This is a genomic window from Neorhizobium fuzhouense (genome assembly GCF_042611105.1).
Lineage (GTDB): Bacteria > Pseudomonadota > Alphaproteobacteria > Rhizobiales > Rhizobiaceae > Neorhizobium > Neorhizobium galegae_A.
This window is the reverse complement of sequence record NZ_JBHFFP010000003.1, coordinates 195,281-212,545: the sequence shown is the minus strand read 5'-3', so window position 1 is coordinate 212,545 and position 17,265 is coordinate 195,281. Positions and strand designations below refer to the sequence as shown.

The 17,265-nt window shown below is 60.5% G+C and carries 16 protein-coding genes; 11 read left to right on the top strand and 5 right to left on the bottom strand.

All coding sequences use genetic code 11. From position 1 onward, the window contains the following. Positions 1–131 precede the first annotated feature (131 nt). Complete coding sequence (locus ACEXP3_RS07900) at positions 132–512, top strand: hypothetical protein (RefSeq protein WP_210105459.1); 381 nt, start codon at positions 132–134, stop codon at positions 510–512. Here ACEXP3_RS07900 and ACEXP3_RS07895 read toward each other — a convergent pair. Together ACEXP3_RS07895 and ACEXP3_RS07890 are read right to left on the bottom strand one after the other, a co-directional pair. After that, entirely contained in the window at positions 492–1,058 is a 567-nt protein-coding gene (locus tag ACEXP3_RS07895) for an RNA polymerase sigma factor (protein WP_210105460.1), read from the bottom strand. The genes ACEXP3_RS07900 and ACEXP3_RS07895 overlap by 21 nt on opposite strands. Beyond that, positions 1,055–1,237, bottom strand: coding sequence for a NepR family anti-sigma factor (locus ACEXP3_RS07890; protein ID WP_210105660.1), 183 nt, complete (start codon positions 1,235–1,237; stop codon positions 1,055–1,057). The genes ACEXP3_RS07895 and ACEXP3_RS07890 overlap by 4 nt, the downstream gene beginning before the upstream one ends. Positions 1,238–1,402: 165 nt before the next feature. On the opposite strand from ACEXP3_RS07890, the gene ACEXP3_RS07885 reads away from it, so the two are divergent. After that, positions 1,403–2,197, top strand: coding sequence for a response regulator (locus ACEXP3_RS07885; protein WP_377296744.1), 795 nt, complete (start codon positions 1,403–1,405; stop codon positions 2,195–2,197). Positions 2,198–2,587: 390 nt separating this feature from the next. Next, complete coding sequence (locus ACEXP3_RS07880; protein WP_210105462.1) at positions 2,588–3,535, top strand: sensor histidine kinase; 948 nt, start codon at positions 2,588–2,590, stop codon at positions 3,533–3,535. A gap of 376 nt (positions 3,536–3,911) precedes the next feature. Here the strand turns inward: ACEXP3_RS07880 and ACEXP3_RS07875 are convergent, their stop codons facing one another. From ACEXP3_RS07875 to ACEXP3_RS07865, 3 genes are all read right to left on the bottom strand, one after another. Further along, the gene (locus ACEXP3_RS07875; protein WP_245366221.1) at positions 3,912–4,775 is read right to left on the bottom strand and encodes an ABC transporter permease; all 864 of its coding nucleotides are present in this window, start codon (positions 4,773–4,775) and stop codon (positions 3,912–3,914) included. Positions 4,776–4,824: 49 nt separating this feature from the next. Continuing rightward, on the bottom strand, positions 4,825–5,835 hold the full coding sequence (locus tag ACEXP3_RS07870; RefSeq protein WP_377296743.1) for an ABC transporter permease: 1,011 nt from the start codon (positions 5,833–5,835) through the stop codon (positions 4,825–4,827). A gap of 71 nt (positions 5,836–5,906) precedes the next feature. Beyond that, positions 5,907–7,610 (bottom strand): peptide ABC transporter substrate-binding protein, encoded by a 1,704-nt coding sequence (locus ACEXP3_RS07865; protein WP_210105465.1) that lies wholly within the window; start codon positions 7,608–7,610, stop codon positions 5,907–5,909. A gap of 312 nt (positions 7,611–7,922) precedes the next feature. Here ACEXP3_RS07865 and ACEXP3_RS07860 point away from each other — a divergent pair, with 312 nt between their 5' ends. The 8 genes from ACEXP3_RS07860 to ACEXP3_RS07825 all read left to right on the top strand — a co-directional run bounded on the left by ACEXP3_RS07860 (position 7,923) and on the right by ACEXP3_RS07825 (position 17,265). Continuing rightward, positions 7,923–9,086 (top strand): M20 aminoacylase family protein, encoded by a 1,164-nt coding sequence (locus ACEXP3_RS07860; protein WP_210105466.1) that lies wholly within the window; start codon positions 7,923–7,925, stop codon positions 9,084–9,086. 42 nt (positions 9,087–9,128) lie between these two features. Beyond that, complete coding sequence (locus tag ACEXP3_RS07855; protein WP_377296742.1) at positions 9,129–10,970, top strand: ABC transporter ATP-binding protein; 1,842 nt, start codon at positions 9,129–9,131, stop codon at positions 10,968–10,970. A gap of 147 nt (positions 10,971–11,117) precedes the next feature. Then, positions 11,118–12,071 carry a sugar-binding transcriptional regulator gene (locus tag ACEXP3_RS07850; RefSeq protein ID WP_210105468.1) on the top strand — a complete coding sequence of 318 codons (954 nt, stop codon included), beginning with the start codon at positions 11,118–11,120 and terminating at the stop codon, positions 12,069–12,071. Positions 12,072–12,216: 145 nt separating this feature from the next. Further along, on the top strand, positions 12,217–13,533 hold the full coding sequence (locus ACEXP3_RS07845) for an ABC transporter substrate-binding protein (RefSeq protein ID WP_210105469.1): 1,317 nt from the start codon (positions 12,217–12,219) through the stop codon (positions 13,531–13,533). Between the two features lie 225 nt (positions 13,534–13,758). Then, positions 13,759–14,631 (top strand): carbohydrate ABC transporter permease, encoded by an 873-nt coding sequence (locus tag ACEXP3_RS07840; RefSeq protein WP_377296741.1) that lies wholly within the window; start codon positions 13,759–13,761, stop codon positions 14,629–14,631. Between the two features lie 3 nt (positions 14,632–14,634). Then, positions 14,635–15,465, top strand: a complete 831-nt coding sequence (locus ACEXP3_RS07835) for a carbohydrate ABC transporter permease (protein ID WP_210105471.1) — start codon at positions 14,635–14,637, stop codon at positions 15,463–15,465. Positions 15,466–15,493: 28 nt separating this feature from the next. Next, positions 15,494–16,492 (top strand): ABC transporter ATP-binding protein, encoded by a 999-nt coding sequence (locus tag ACEXP3_RS07830; RefSeq protein ID WP_377296740.1) that lies wholly within the window; start codon positions 15,494–15,496, stop codon positions 16,490–16,492. Continuing rightward, the gene (locus ACEXP3_RS07825) at positions 16,489–17,265 is read left to right on the top strand and encodes an L-iditol 2-dehydrogenase (RefSeq protein WP_377296739.1); all 777 of its coding nucleotides are present in this window, start codon (positions 16,489–16,491) and stop codon (positions 17,263–17,265) included. Before ACEXP3_RS07830 ends, ACEXP3_RS07825 begins: the two co-directional genes overlap by 4 nt.

The window sequence follows — 17,265 nt, the reverse complement described above, 5'->3', positions numbered from 1 at the left end:
AAGGGACCGAAGACGCGACAAGTTGCTCATCCTAGCTCAAGAATGCGACACGGCATGTGTCTTTTTTAAATGACCCTCATAATTGGGAGTGATCTACGCCTTGGCTCACGTCATCAATCGGGAACCACCGTGTGCATGTCCTCATTATCGACGTCGAATATCTCGTGGCTCTCGAGGCTGAACAGGTCTTGACCGAAAAACTGGGCTATACAGCCGAAATCGCTGTGCCTCGCGAGATCGCGCACGCCTTGGAAAGCCGACCATTCGACGTGCTCTTCCTCAACGCCTCGCTTCTGACGCCACCTGTCGAGGATGCAATCCGCCTGCGCCTGTCGGAAGGCGCCGGCGTGGTTTTTTCATCGGTCGATCGCATGGTCCAGCGCGGCGTGCCGGGATTTCCCGGCATTCCGGTGATTGCGCGTCCATTTGATGATGAGGAACTTGTCGCTATGGTGCAGCGGGCCGCACAGCAGACGATCGGTTTTATCGCGTCAACTGCCGAAGGCGCGTGAGGTAATTGCAGCATCGCCCGGATCCGGGCCGAAATCGCTTTCCCCGGAAACGCCCAGGATTTCCTGCAATCGCGAGCGGGCGCGCGAAACGCGGCTCTTGATGGTGCCGACGGCGCATCCGCAGATAGAGGCGGCTTCCTCATAGGCAAAGCCTGCGGCGCCGACCAGAATGATGGCTTCGCGCTGGTCGTCGGGCAAAGTATCGAGGGCCTTGCGGAAATCCTGCAGGTCCAGGCGGCCATATTGTTCCGGGTGAACGGAAAACCGCTCGCTGAACAGGCCATCGGTATCTTGCACTTCACGGCCACGCTTGCGCATCTGGCTGTAGAATTCGTTGCGCAGGATCGTAAACAGCCAGGCGCGCATATTGGTGCCGGCGGTGAAGCTGCCCTGGTTTGCCCAAGCCTTCATGATCGTATCCTGAACCAGGTCATCGGCCTTGTCATGGCGCCCGGTCAGTGAGACGGCAAAGGCGCGCAGATTGGGCAAAGATGCCAAGAGGTCGCGCTTGAAGGCGCGATCGACGTCCTCGTCCTTGCTGGTCATTTCGTTTTTACCGCCTTGGCGTTTTTCTCCGCCTCATCGAGACGCTCAAGAAGCTCCAGAAATCGATCCGGAATACCTTCCTCTTGCACAGCGTCGTAGAATTCCCGTAGCTTTCGGGAAATCGACGCGTTCGGCTGCATTGCGCCCGGCCGGAAGTTGTTCGATTGTGCTGTTGTCATCTTATCTTTGTTTCTGGTCTCGTCGTCACTCATCACAGGCGCCTGTTGCGATATCGTTCCGTTAAATGCGTGGGCTGAAAAAAAGTTCCCATGCCTCGGAACTTTTTTTTGCCGCATCCGTTGATACCACGTTAATTGCCCATTGGGCATCAGGGGAGATTCTGAATGTCACTTACCTCACGCATTGCGTCCCACCTTCCTTACCTGCGCCGCTATGCCCGCGCGGTCACAGGATCGCAGACCTCGGGGGACGCATATGTCGCTGCGGTCTTGGAGGCATTGATTGCAGATGTTTCCATTTTTCCGGAAACGTCCAAGGACCGCGTTTCGCTTTACAAACTGTTTGTCGCCATTTTTGGTTCCACCTCAATCGAGATCCGCCCGATCGAGTCTCCCTTTGCCTGGGAACAGAGAGCCGTCGCCAATCTTGCCAACCTGCCGTCGCAGGCGCGCCACGCGTTTCTGCTGATTTCGGTGGAAGGGTTCACCATCGAGGAAACGGCCGAAATTCTGGGCGTCAGTGTCGAGGAAGCCACCCGCCTTCTCGATGAGGCCTCGCGCGAAATTTCACGGCAGGTCGCGACCGAGATCATGATCATCGAAGACGAGCCGCTGATTGCGCTCGATATCGAGCAGATGGTGCAGGATCTTGGTCACCGCGTCACCGGCATTGCCCGCACGCACAAGGAAGCCGTGGCGCTGTTCCAGACGTCGCAGCCGAAGATGGTGCTTGCCGATATCCAGCTTGCCGATGGCAGCTCGGGCATCGATGCCGTCAACGAGATCCTGAAGTCGTCAAGCGTCCCGGTCATCTTCATCACCGCCTTCCCGGAGCGGCTTTTGACCGGCGAGCGGCCTGAGCCGGCTTTCCTGGTCACCAAGCCTTTCAACCCGGACATGGTGAAGGCCCTGATCAGCCAGGCGCTGTTCTTTAACGACACCGTCAAGGCCGCCGCTTGATTTTCGACAAAACGCGCCGCTCCTGATGATGGCATGACAGTTTTCCGGAACATTCCCTGCGGCGATGCGTTCAGTCGCTGCGAAATTCACCGGAAGCTGCTCTGCCATTTCAGTCGCGGGGCGTCTTACCAAATAAGAAGGCAGGTCTAGACGTTGATTATAGTATGCGGGTCACATCCTGTGACCCTGATCTTGCGTCCACTCCTGCCTTCACTGTCTTTTATTCATTGCCGTTCGGGTTGTTCCTGAGGGGCGTAGGTCCTATAAGGTGTTGCATTGGCCGGGCTGCAAGTTCCACGGTCAATCGGAAAGGGCGGAGTAAAATTGTTGTCACATCAGCTGACATGGCAACAGGCTGGTGAGAGTGACGACAAGTTGCGTGAGTTTTTCATGCCAGCCCTTGTCGATCTCGGAGCGAGCGTGATCATCCAGGATCTCGATCGCAATTACCTGTTCGTTACCAATCTCCCGTCCGTATGGTCTGCCGGTTTGGCCGAATCCCCCAGTGACAGCAGCCTTTTTGGTGGTGATATCGCCGAAAAGCTGAAGATGCTGAAGGATGGCATTACCGAACCGGGCCAGAAGAAGCATCTGGAGATTTCCGTCAATTCCGACGAGATCTACGAGTTTCGCGTCCAGGCGGTCGCCTTGGCGGCGGGCGGCGTGCACCTGGTCACCACCATCGTCGATCGGTCGGAAGAGCGCCATCGCGAGCGTTTGCTGCGCGCATTGTTGCGCGAGGTCAGCCATCGCTCGAAAAACCTTCTCGCCATCATCCAGAGCATCGCGCTGCAGACGGCCCGTTATTCCGTCTCGCTCGACATGTTCCTGAACAAGTTTCGCGGCCGGCTCTATTCGCTGTCGCAGTCGCAGGATCTCATCACCGATTCCAGCTGGCGCGGCGCCTATTTCTTCGAGCTTGTGCGCCAGCAGACGGACAAATATCTGCCGGAGCACCAGCAGCAGGTGAAGGTGAGCGGTGACGACGTGCTTCTGTCACCCAATGCGTCGCTGCATCTGGGACTTGCTCTGCATGAGCTGATCGTCAACGCCGTCAGCCACGGATCGCTGGTCAAAAGCGGTCGCGCCATCGCCATCAGCTGCAACCGTGTCCAGGCCAATGGCCAGGATTGTCTGGAAGTGCGCTGGGAGGAGGGGCTGGCGCTCGTCGCCGGCCGTCTGGATGCGCGTGAGGAAGACAGCCTGAAGGCGCATTTCGGCAGCACCGTGCTGGAACGGGTCGTACCGGCCTCCGTCAACGGCAAGGCGCATTACGTCATTACGCCGGAGCGCATCAGCTACAGCCTGGTGTTCCCGCTCGAGCACGCCTCCGAATAGGAGCGCCGCACCCTGTGTGCGGCCTGCCTTGAGGCGAAACCAAATTTTCCTTCATGAGATGAGATTGCAAGCCCGCAGCGGTCGCACGGCATCTGCAAGAAAGCAGTCGCATCACGGATGCTGCCGGGCATAAAAAAACGGTCTCGATTTCCGGGGAAATCGAGACCGTTGGTCTCTTCGAGGGGGATGAAGAGGCATCTGGAAGCTTGAAGGGCGGGGGGACGGGGGCGCTTCCAGATGTACTAAGAACGGGCATCCCGCCTGTTGGTTCCGCTCCCCTGCAAAAAAATCTCTTTTTTATTATCTCGCAAAAAAGCCGGCCGGATGGCAGAAGCGCCCCGGCGGGGGGCGCTTGAGGATGAAAGCCGCGACCGCCTCAGCGTGAGACGGTGCGCGGGTCCAGCGCATCGCGGATGGCGTCGCCGACATAGTTGATGCTGAGCACCGTGAGCGAAATCGCAAGCCCCGGCCACATGACGCGGGACGGGGTAATCTGCAGAAAATTCGTGCCGTCAAACAGCAGGCGCCCCCAGGTCGGAAAATCCGACGGAAAGCCGAGCCCGAGGAAGGAGAGAGCGGATTCGGTGATGATCGCCGCCGCAATGCCGAGCGTTGCCGAGACCATGATGGAGGAGAGCACATTGGGCAGAATATGCCGCAGCACGATGCGGTATTCCCGCATGCCGCTGCTCTTGGCCGCCAGGATGAATTCCTGGCTTTTGACCGCCAGCACATCGCCGCGAACGATGCGGGCGGTATGCATCCAGCTGGTAATGCCGATGACGAAGACGATCAGGATGAAGATGCCGGTTTCCGGGCCGAAGGCGGTGCGCAGCGTGTCGCGAAACAACAGGATGATCACCAAAAGCAGCGGCAGCAGCGGCAGGGCGAGAAAGAGATCGGTCAGCCGCATCAGCGGCCCGTCCAGCCGCCGGAAATAACCGGAGAGAACGCCGATGAGTGTGCCGAGCAGCAGCGAGAGCAGCATGGCGGTCATTCCGACCGCAAGCGAGATCTGTCCGCCGGCCATCACCTGCGCCAGCATGTCGTGGCCGAGATTGTCGGTGCCGAACGGGTGCAGCAGCGACGGCCCCTGGTTCTTGGCGCGGATGTCGATCTTGTTCGGGTCGATGGTATGGATCAAGGGCCCGACATAGACGATAAGCAGGATGGCGATGAACACGATAAGGCCGGCGACGCCGCCCTTGTGGGCACCGAACTTGCGGCGAAACAGCGCCATCGGCGTTTCGTTGGCCGCGCGGGTATCGGCCAGCACGGCAGCGGCTGTGTCAGTCATAGCGGATCCTCGGGTCAAGGATGCCGTAAAGCACATCGGCAATCAGGTTGAACAAAACGATGAGGACGGCAAAGATGAAGGTCAGCGTCTGCACGAGCGGAATATCGGCGCCCTGCACGGCGGTGATCAGCAACTGGCCAAGGCCGTTCACGCGAAAGATCTGCTCGGTGATGATGGCGCCGGAAAAGATCGTCGGCACGCCGAGCGCGATCACGGTGACGACCGGGATGAGGCTGTTGCGCAGCACATGCACCAGAAGCACCGTCTTTTCCTTGACGCCCTTGGAGCGGGCGGTCCGTACATAATCCTGGCTGAGATTGTCCAGCATGGAGGCGCGTACGAAGCGGGTGATCTGCGACGCGTTGTAGAGTGCCAGCACGAGAACCGGCAGGAACATCTGCCGGATCTGGGCGATGAAACTCGACCAGTCCCGGACGACGAGATTGGTGTCGTAGATCGACGGGAACCATTGCAGCCAGGAAGAAAAGATGACGATCAGCAGCACGCCGGTGAAGAAGGTCGGCACCGAATAACCGACCATGGTGACGAAGGTGCCGATCTGGTCGAAGATCGAATACTGCCTATAGGCGGAGATGACGCCGACGGGGATAGCCAGCAGAATGCCAAAGACATAGGCCATGCCGACGACCCAGAGCGTCTGCGGCATGCGCTGGACGATGAGATCAACGACCGGACTGCGGGTGGCCCAGGACAGCACGCGCATGCGGTTGCCATCGCCGAATTGCCAGCCGGTCATCTGCTCAAGAATGTTCAGGGGTTCGTTGACGAAGAACTGTTGCAACCATTTCAGGTAGCGAAACAGGAAGGGCTGGTCGAGGCCCATGGCGGCGCGGATCTGTTCGCGCACTTCCGGCGGAATGGTGAGCGGCAGATCGCCGAGTGGATCGTTGGGCGCCAGATCCAGGAGCGCAAAGATAACGAAACTGATGACAAGCAGCGTCGGTACGGCAAACATCAGTCGCCGGATCGTATAGGTAAACATTCTGTGGTCTCCAGGCGGTCGCGGAGAAGCAAATGCCGGCTCCGCAGGAAGCGGAACCGGCGCTCAGTGCGTTACTTCTTGCGGGACCAGTCTGCGACGTTCCACAGTTCGGAATCCCAGGCATTCATCCGCACGCCCTGCAGCGTGACGGCCGTGGAGGAAATCTGGCCACGGTGAATGAGGGGGATGTGGGCGCCTTCGGCCGTCAGCATGTCATTGGCCTTCTTGGCCAGTTCCGCGCGCTGCTTGAGGTCGGAGGTCTTCGACAGTTCGGCGACGATCTTGTCATAGTCCGGGTTGCAGTAGCGCGGCATGTTCTGGCCCTGCCAGCCATTGGCGGGGGCCGGGATCTTGTTGCAGAGCCATTCGGTCAGGTATTTTTCCGGATCGGTGCCGTCGAAGTTGTTGGTGTACATCTCGACGTCCGCATAGAACTTCTGGAACGTATCGGGGCTTGCCGGATCGCCGCCGAAGAACACGGAAGCCGAGATGTTGCGCAGCTCGCTTGCCACGCCAATCTGCTGCCACCAGTCTTTCACGAGCGCCTGGGTGCCCTGGCGCACGGAGTTGGTCGAGGTCTGGTAGAGATAGGACAGCTTCACGCCGTTCTTGGCGCGGATGCCGTCGCCGCCCTTCTTCCAGCCTGCATCGTCGAGCAGCTTGTTGGCGCCGGCGATATCCTGCTTCAGGCACCAGTCATTGGCTGTGGAGATGTAGATATCCGGAGCCGGGACGATGTTACAGGTCGGCTTGCCGGCCGCGCCATAGCCCGCTTCGTTGATGATGTCGCGGTCGATGGCCATCGACAGCGCCTTGCGCACGGCCGGATCCGACAGCGACGGATGCTTGCCGCCTTCGACGGTGGAGCGTTTGTCGCCGAGCGCCGGGTCAGGATTGGTCCAGTTGAGGTTGATGCGCTCGACCTGCGTGCCGAACGCGGTTACCAGCTTGCCCTTGCCGGCCTTCATCATGGTTTCGAGCACTTCCGGCTCGACCTGCATGTTCCAGCCATAGTCGAATTCGCCGGTCTCGAGAACCGCACGGGCGGCCGATGCCGCATCTCCGCCGCCCTTCAGCGTGACGGAGGCAAAGGCCGGCTTTGCCGCATCGCGGAAATTCGGATTGGCGACGAAGGTGATCACGTCGTTCGGCTTGAATTCCTTCACAACGAACGGGCCGGTGCCGATCGGGCCGAAATTGGCCGCGGTGCAGCCCGGGGCCTTGGCGCCGACGCAATCCTTGAACTGCGCCTTCTGGATGACCGGCGATTGCGCGCCGACAAAGGCGCCATAGGGATAATATTTAGGCTCTGCGAAGGAGACTTTCACCGTCTGCGGATCGACCGCTTCGACCTTGGTGATGCCTTCATACTGCGCCTTCTGGGCGCAACCGCCATCCGGGGCGGTGCAATACTGCCAGGTAAAGACCACGTCATCGGCGGTAAACGCGCTGCCGTCCGACCACTTGACGCCCGGCTTGATCTTCCAGGTGATGCTCTTCATGTCGGAGGCGACGCCGCCATTGGCAACGGTCGGGATTTCGCTCACCAGCCACGGAACGAGCGTCCCCGTCTCGTCGTAGCGAGCCAGCGGCTCGATGACCATGGAAGAGCTGTAGACTTCTTTGGTGCCACCGGAGAGATACGGATTGAGGGTGGAGACCGCCTGCCAGAACAGGATTTTCAGGTCGCCATCGGTTCCTCGCTGTGCCTGCGCTGCGCCGCCAAGCGCCAGTGCCGCCACCGTACCGGCAAGCAGGATTTTCAAGCTCTTCATTCTTTTCCCCTTGAAGATGTTTTTGAGTGATTGTCGGCCGCGCCTCGGCCCTGGTCTGCCAGACCGCATCGCCACCGCGCTGTTTCCTCTCAGCGTGATGGCGAATTTCGTTGATCGCCTCCTGGTATGACGCGCATCCGCCATGGCCTTGTTCGGCTCGTTTGGCAGGATGTGAACAAATTTTAAGCTATCTAAACACAAGCCTAAATTACGTTCAAGAACGAAAATTGAAGCTTGCAAAAACACTGAAGGACGTCGCAATATCGGCGCCAGATACGGGAAACAGCTGAAAAGACAGACGAGGGTGCATCAATGCCAGTTCTCAATCGCGCTGCCGAAATGCAGGAAGAGGTAGCCGGATGGAGACGCCATCTCCATGAAAACCCGGAGCTTTTGTATGATGTCATCCAGACCGCGTCGTTTGTCGCTGAAAAGCTGAAGGCCTTCGGCTGCGACGTGGTGGAAACCGGCATCGGTCGCACCGGCGTCGTTGGCATCATCAAGGGGACGCTCGGAGAGGGGCCGGTGATCGGCATGCGCGCTGACATGGACGCGCTTCCCATCGTCGAAGACACCGGTGTCGCCTGGGCGTCGAAAACCCCAGGCAAGGCGCATTCCTGCGGCCATGACGGGCACACGGCCATGCTGCTCGGGGCCGCACAGTATCTGTGCGAAACCCGCCGTTTTGCCGGCTCGGTCGCCGTGATCTTCCAGCCCGCTGAAGAAGGTGGCGCTGGTGGTCTGGCCATGGTGGAAGACGGCATGATGGAAAAATTCGCCATCAAGGAAGTCTATGGCATGCACAACATGCCCGGCCTGCCGGTCGGCGATTTTTCCATGCGCAAGGGCGGCGTAATGGCCGCGGCCGATACGTTCGAGATCGTCGTGAAGGGTAAGGGCGCCCACGCCGCCCAACCGCATGTTTCGATCGATCCGGTTTTGACATCGGCCCATATCATCATCGCCCTGCAGTCGATCGCTTCGCGCGCCGTTGATCCCCTGAAATCGGTTGTCGTCTCCGTCACCACCACCCATGGCGGCGATGCGTATAACGTCATCCCGATGGAGGTGAAGCTCACCGGAACGGTGCGCACGCTCGACCCTGAAGTGCGTGATTTTGCTGCAAAGCGCCTTGTGGAGGTGGCTGAAGGCACGGCGCTTGCGCATGGCGCGGTGGCCGAAGTCACCTATCATCGCGGCTATCCGGTCACCGTCAATCATCCGGACCAGACGGATTTTGCAGCCTCAGTCGCGGCCAATATTTCTGGCGAACAGCGCGTCGAAACCAATGCGCCGCCGAAAATGGGCGCGGAAGACTTTTCCTACATGCTGGAAGCCCGGCCCGGTGCCTTCGTCTTCCTTGGCGTCGGTGCCACGGCCAACCTGCATCACCCGGCCTATGACTTTAACGACGAGGCGATCCCCTATGGCATCAGCTACTGGGTCACGCTTGCCGAAACGGCGCTGGCGGCCTGATCTGTCCCGCCCTGTATGCCCGCAAAGTTGAAGGAGATGCCTGTGTCTGACACCCATGTAAAACCGGCGGACGCAGCCGCAAGCCCGGTGCTGAAGGTCGAAAACCTCACCACCTCGTTCAGGGTCAATGGCCACTGGCGCTCGGTGGTGCGCAACATGAACTTTTCCATTGCCCCGCGCGAGACCGTGGCAATCGTTGGCGAATCAGGCTCGGGCAAGAGCGTAACCTCGCTCTCGCTGATGCGGCTTCTGCCGAAGTCGTCGAGCAAGATCGAGGGCAAGGTCACGCTTGGCGGGCGTGAACTTCTCTCCCTGCCGGAAGAGGAGATGCGCAAGGTTCGCGGCAACGACATCTCCATGATTTTTCAAGAGCCGATGACCTCGCTCAACCCGATCTTCCCGATCGGCAAGCAGATCGCCGAGGCCTTGACCGTCCACCAGAACATGTCCTTCAACGACGCCAAGGCGGAAGTGCTGCGGCTGCTCGACAAGGTGCGCATCCCCAATGCCAAGGGGCGTTTCGACGAATATCCGCACCAGTTTTCAGGCGGCATGCGCCAGCGCGTGATGATTGCCATGGCGCTCGCCTCGCGCCCGAAACTTCTCATTGCCGACGAGCCGACGACGGCGCTGGACGTGACCATCCAGGGCCAGATCCTCGATCTCATCAAGGATCTTCAGGAAGAGGAGGGCATGGCGGTTCTCTTCATCACCCATGACATGGGTGTGGTGGCGGAGATTGCCGATCGCACCATCGTGATGTTCCGCGGCGATACGGTCGAAACCGGCGCCACCGACGACATTTTCCATCGCGGCCAGCACCCGTACACCCGCGCGCTTCTGGCAGCCGTGCCGCGCCTCGGTTCCATGCAGGATCGCGCGCTGCCGGCGAAATTCCCCATTATCGACATCCAGTCCGGCGAAGCGCAGCCGCTCGTGGAGGTGATCGATACCGTCGACAAGGGTAAGACGCCGATCCTCGAGGTGAAGGATCTGACGACGCGCTTTGCCATCCGGTCGGGCATTTTCGGGCGCCAGACGGGCGCAGTGCATGCGGTGGAAAACGTGTCCTTCGACCTGTTCGCGGGTGAAACCCTGTCGCTTGTCGGCGAATCCGGTTGCGGCAAATCCACCACCGGCCGCTCCGTCACCCGCCTTGTGGAACCGACCAGCGGGCAGGTGACGCTCGACGGCTACAATGTGATGAACCTCGACCGCACGACGCTGCGCACCATGCGCCGGTCCGTGCAGATGGTTTTTCAGGATCCCTTCGCCAGCCTCAATCCGCGCATGAGCGTGGGCTCTGCGGTCATGGAGCCGTTCATCGAGCACAATCTTGGCTCCAAATCCGATGCCCGCGACAAGGCGGCAGATCTTCTGACGAAAGTCGGCCTGTCGCCGGACATGATGCGGCGCTATCCGCACGAATTTTCCGGCGGCCAGCGCCAGCGCATCGCCATTGCCCGTTCGCTGATGCTCGATCCGAAGGTGATCGTGGCCGACGAGGCGGTGTCTGCGCTCGATGTGTCGATCAAGGCGCAGGTGTGCAATCTGCTGCTTGATCTGCAGCAGAGCCTCAACCTTGCCTATCTGTTCATTTCCCACGACATGGCCGTGGTCGAGCGCGTCAGCCATCGGGTGGCGGTGATGTATCTCGGAGAGATCGTCGAGATCGGCCCGCGGGCTGCCGTTTTCGACAATCCACAGCATCCGTATACGAAAAAGCTGATGGCGGCCGTGCCGGTGCCTGATCCGGCGCGCCGCGCGATCAAGCGCAACCTGTCGACCGACGAGATCAAGAGCCCGGTTCGCCCGGCCGGCTATGTGCCGCCGGTGCGCAGTTATCGACAGGTTTCGGAGGGACATCTGGTCCAGGTGGAATAGGCCGGCGGCCCGCAAAAGGCGCCCGCCGCTCCTGGGGAAGAGCGGCCCGCCTCCTTGCCACAGGGGAGGCGCGGGCGGACGGTCCATTTGACAGGATCGGCCCAATCATGCCAGCAACGAGCCTCAAGTGTTTGCAAGGGTTACCGGATGGCGAGGCGCTCGGATACGCAGGGTAGGCTGGACGACGCAGCACGCGCCGGATGGCTCTATTACGTCGCCGGTCGCACGCAGGACGAAATTGCAGCGGCCATGGGCATTTCGCGCCAGTCGGCGCAGCGCCTCGTTTCGCTGGCCGTTGCCGAACGGCTGATCAAGGTGCGGGTCGATCATCCGATTGCCGCCTGCCTTGAGCTGTCGGCCGCGCTGAAGGCGAAATTCGATCTCATCCATGTCGAAGTCGTGCCCTCCGACCCGGCCGGGACCTCGACCACCGTCGGCATTGCCGAAGCGGCCGCTGCCGAAATCGAGCGATGGCTGAAGAAGCCCGAACCGATCGTGCTTGCCATCGGCACGGGGCGCACGCTGAAGGCCGCGGTCGATCAGCTGCCGCCGATGGAGTGCCCGCAGCACCGCATCGTGTCGCTCACCGGCAATATCGGCCCGGACGGCTCGGCGGCCTATTACAACGTCATCTTTTCCATGGCCGATGCCATCAAGGCGCGACATTTTCCGATGCCGCTGCCGGTCCTGTGCTCTTCGGCCGATGAGCGGGACCTTTTGCATCTCCAGCCCATCGTGCAATCCACCTTGAAGCTTGGCGCCATGGCCGATGTCACCTTTGTCGGCATCGGGGAACTGGGCGTCGATGCGCCGCTCTGTGTCGACGGCTTTCTGGCGCCGGACGAAATGACGAGCCTGATGGCCGCGGGCGCCACCGGCGAGATCTGTGGCTGGATGTTCGATCATGCCGGACGCCTGCTGGAGGATCCGATCAACGATCGCGTCGCCAGCGTTTCCATCCCGCCGCGCGAGAGCGGAACGGTGATCGGGGTGGCGCTTGGAAAACGCAAGGAAAAGGCGCTTGCCGCCGCCTTGCAGGGCCGGCTGATCAATGGCTTGATCACGGACGAGGCAACAGCTGGGCATATGCTCAGCCTGTGAGCAAAATTTATTCAATTTAAAATCAATGGCATGAGCGGTTCCCGCTGCATTGCAGCGATGAATCCTGCTTGACATGTCGCAGGCTAAAATGAGTAATTGCCCACGAGCAAAGCGAATGCTCGCTGTATTCTTCTGGGAGGAAGACATGACATTGAAGACGATTCTGCTCGGCGCTGTCTCCGCGCTGGCATTCTCCGGCCTTGCCTCGGCTGAAACCCTGACCATCGCCACCGTCAACAACGGCGATATGATCCGCATGCAGAAGCTGACGGATGACTTCAAGGCAAAGAACCCCGGCATCGATCTGGAATGGGTGACGCTGGAAGAAAACGTTCTACGCCAGCGCGTCACCACCGACATTGCAACGAAGAGCGGCCAGTACGACATCATGACCATCGGCACCTACGAGGTTCCGATCTGGGCCAAGCAGGGCTGGCTGCTGCCGCTCGACAAGCTCGGCGCCAATTATGATCAGGCAGACCTTCTGCCGGCGATCAAGGATGCAGTTTCGGTGGACGGCAAGCTCTATGCGGCACCTTTCTATGGCGAAAGCGCCATGATCATGTACCGCAAGGACCTGTTCGAAAAGGCAGGCCTTACGATGCCGGAAAACCCCAAGTGGGATTTCATCGCCGATGCCGCCCGCAAGATCACCGACAAGGGGTCTGAAACCTACGGCATCTGCCTGCGCGGCAAGGCCGGCTGGGGCGAAAACATGGCCTTCATCACGGCGCTCGCCAACTCCTTCGGCGGCCGCTGGTTCGATGAGAGCTGGAAGGCCCAGTTCGACCAGCCGGAATGGAAGCAGGCGCTCTCCTTCTACGTCAACCTGATGAAGGATGCCGGCCCTCCGGGTGCGTCGTCCAACGGCTTCAACGAAAACCTCGCGCTCTTCCAGACCGGCAAATGCGGCATGTGGATCGATGCGACGGTTGCCGCCTCCTTCGTCTCCAATCCGAAGGAATCCAAGGTCGCCGACAAGGTGGGCTATGCGCTCTTCCCGACCTCCGGTGACCTGACCAACCACGGCAACTGGCTCTGGGCCTGGAACCTCGGTATCCCGGCCGGCACCAAGAAGGCAGAAGCGGCACAGAAGTTCATCTCCTGGGCAACCGACAAGGCCTATACCGAGCTGGTCGCCTCGAAGGAGGGCTGGGCCAACGTTCCTCCGGGCACGCGCACCTCGCTCTACACCAATGCCGAATACCAGAAGGCCGCACCGTTTGCCGCCATGACCCAGAAGGCCATGACGGCTGCCAACACGGCAAAGCCCACGGTCAAGCCGGTGCCCTATACGGGTGGCCAGTTCGTGGCGATCCCGGAATTCCAAGGCATCGGCACGGCTGTCGGCCAGCAGTTCTCGGCAGCGCTTGCCGGCCAGATGACGGTCGATCAGGCGCTTCAGGGTGCCCAGCAGTTGACCAGCCGTGAAATGGCCAAGGCCGGTTACCCGAAGAAGTAAGAGGCCTTAAGCCCTCTCTGCCCTGCCGGGCATCTCCCCCACAAGGGGGGAGAAACCGGGCTGACGCCTTTCGGCCTGCGTCACTGTTCCCAAGGGAACGCCGTGATGCGCCGGTCTTGTCCGGCACGGGTTGCGGCACGTGTCTCCCCCCTTGTGGGGGAGATGGCGGCAGCCAGAGAGGGCTCTTTTCCAGTTTCACACTCCAGACAGTAAGCCGGGGCTCCCATGGCAACGACCCACACCCATTCCGCAGCACGGCTGATGATGGCCCCGTCGGTCATCCTGCTTTTCGCCTGGATGGCCGTGCCGCTCGGCATGACGATCTATTTCTCCTTCCTGCGCTACAATCTTCTGATGCCGGGCATGGAGGAATATACGGGCTTCCTCAACTACCAGTATTTCCTCACCGATCCCGCGTTCTTCGCAGCGCTCACCAACACGCTTCTGCTGGTCGGCGGCGTGCTGACCATCACCATCATCGGCGGCATCGCGTTCGCGCTTCTGCTCGATCAGCCGATTTTCGGGCAGGGCATTGTGCGCATCCTGGTGATCGCGCCCTTCTTCGTCATGCCGACCGTGTCGGCGCTGGTCTGGAAGAACATGTTCATGAACCCGGTGAACGGCCTGTTTGCCTGGATTTCCCGCAGCTTCGGCTTTGCGCCGCTTGATTTTCTGGCCTCCATCCCGCTTTTGTCGATCATCATCATCGTGGCCTGGCAGTGGCTGCCGTTTGCCACGCTGATCATGCTGACCGCTCTCCAGTCTCTCGATGAAGAGCAGAAGGATGCCGCCGAGATGGATGGGGCAGGGGTCGTGTCCCGCTTCCTCTATATCGTGCTGCCGCACATGGCGCGCGCCATCACCGTCGTCATTCTCATCGAGACGATCTTCCTGCTCTCGGTCTTTGCCGAAATCCTCGTCACCACCAATGGCGGACCGGGCACGGCCAGCACCAATCTCACCTATCTCGTCTATGCGCAGGCACTCCTGCAGTTCGATATCGGTGGGGCATCGGCAGGCGGCATCGTCGCCGTCATCCTCGCCAATATCGTCGCCATCTTCCTCGTGCGCCTTATCGGCAAGAATCTGGAGGCCTGATCCATGGCACGCAAGGTATCGACACGCCGCAAACTGATCATGAGCGCCATTGCCTGGACGCTCGGCATCCTGATCTTCTTCCCGATCCTCTGGACCTTCATCACCAGCTTCAAGACGGAAGCGGAAGCGGTGGCCTCGCCGCCATCGTTCCTCTTCTTCCACTGGACGACGGAAAATTACGCGCAGGTTCAGGAGCGTTCGGATTATTTCCTGCACTTCATGAACTCGGTGGTGGTGTCGCTCGGCTCCACCTTCCTCGGCCTCCTTATCGCAATCCCCGCCGCCTGGGCCATGGCCTTTTCGCCGACCAAGCGCACCAAGGATGTGCTGATGTGGATGCTGTCGACGAAGATGATGCCGCCGGTTGGCGCGCTCATCCCGATCTACCTCATCTTCCGCGATGGCGGCCTGCTCGATACCCGCACCGGTCTCGTCATCGTGCTGACGCTGATCAACCTGCCGATCATCGTGTGGATGCTCTACACCTATTTCAAGGAAATCCCCGGCGAGATCCTGGAAGCGGCCCGCATGGACGGTGCCTCGCTGCCCAAGGAAATCGTCTATGTGCTGACGCCGATGGCGGTCCCGGGCATTGCCTCGACGCTTCTCCTCAACATCATTCTCTCCTGGAACGAAGCCTTCTGGACGCTGAACCTCAGCGCCTCAAAAGCCGCGCCGCTCACCGCCTTCATTGCCTCCTATTCGAGCCCGGAAGGCCTGTTCTACGCCAAGCTTTCCGCCGCTTCGACCATGGCAATCGCGCCAATTCTCATCATGGGCTGGTTCAGCCAGAAACAACTCGTTCGCGGCCTCACCTTCGGTGCGGTCAAGTAGGCTGAGCGGTCAACAAGGAATAACGACGATGGGCAGTATTACCCTCCGCAATGTCTCCAAGGTCTTCGGTGAAGCAAAGGTCATCCCGTCGATCGACCTCGATATCGAGGATGGCGAATTCGTCGTCTTCGTCGGCCCGTCCGGTTGCGGCAAGTCCACGCTGCTGCGCCTGATCGCGGGTCTCGAGGATGTCTCCGGCGGCGAGATCGTCATCGACGGCAAGCCGGCAACGGATGCGCCACCGGCACGACGCGGCCTTGCCATGGTGTTCCAGTCCTATGCGCTTTATCCGCATATGAGCGTGCGCTCCAACATCGCCTTTCCGCTGAAGATGGCGGGCATGGACAAGGCCGAGATCGACCGCAAGGTGGCCGATGCGGCGAAGGTGCTGAACCTTACCGATTATCTGGAGCGCAAGCCGCGCCAGCTGTCGGGAGGCCAGCGCCAGCGCGTGGCCATCGGCCGCGCCATCGTGCGCCAGCCGAAGGCGTTTCTGTTCGACGAGCCGCTGTCGAACCTCGATGCGGCGCTGCGCGTCAACATGCGTCTGGAAATCAGCGAGTTGCACCAGCAATTGCAGACCACGATGATCTACGTCACCCACGACCAGGTGGAAGCCATGACCATGGCCGACAAGATCGTCGTCCTCAACAAGGGACGGGTGGAACAGGTCGGATCGCCGCTCGATCTTTACCGCAAACCGGCCAATCTCTTCGTGGCAGGCTTCATCGGTTCGCCGAAGATGAACCTGATCGAAGGGGCGTATGCTCAGGCGAAGGGCGCAAAGACCGTCGGCATCCGTCCCGAACACATGGCTCTCTCCCATGACAGCGGCAGCTGGACGGGCACGGTCACCATTGCCGAGCATCTCGGCTCGGACACGTTCATGCATATCGAGGTCGATGGCATCGGCACGGTCACCGCCCGCGCCAATGGTGATTTTGCCTGCCGCCACGGCGACCGCGTCTACCTCACGCCGGATGAAAACCGGCTCTATCGCTTCGATGAGAAGGGGCTTGCGCTATGAGCGGCAGACTGAGCGGCAAGTCCGCCATCATCACCGGTTCTGCCCGCGGAATCGGCCGCGCCTTTGCGGAAGCCTATGTCCGCGAGGGGGCAACCGTCGCAATCGCCGATATCAACCTTGAGCGTGCCGCGGCAACAGCTGCCGAAATCGGCCCTCAGGCCTATGCCGTGGAACTTGACGTGACGCAGCAGGCCTCCATCGAGGCGGCCGTGCGCGCTGTCGAGGAAAAGACCGGCGGCGTCGATATCCTCATCAACAATGCCGCTCTTTTTGATCTGGCGCCCATCGTCGAAATCACCCGCGAAAGCTATGACCGGCTGTTTTCGATCAATGTTGCAGGCTCGCTTTTCATGCTGCAGGCCGTGGCGAAATCGATGATCGCCAAGGGCAAAGGCGGCAAGATCATCAACATGGCAAGCCAGGCCGGGCGGCGCGGCGAGGCGCTGGTCGCCGTCTACTGCGCCACCAAGGCCGCCATGATTTCGCTCACGCAGTCGGCCGGCCTCGATCTCATCCGCCACGGCATCAACGTCAATGCGATTGCGCCGGGCGTGGTCGATGGCGAGCACTGGGACGGCGTCGACGCGCTGTTTGCCCGCCATGAGAACCTGCCGCTTGGCGAGAAGAAGCGACAGGTGGGTGCGGCTGTGCCCTTCGGGCGCATGGGCCGCGCCGAGGACCTGACCGGCATGGCCGTGTTCCTCGCCTCTGCCGACGCCGATTATATCGTTGCCCAGACCTACAATGTCGATGGCGGCAACTGGATGAGCTGA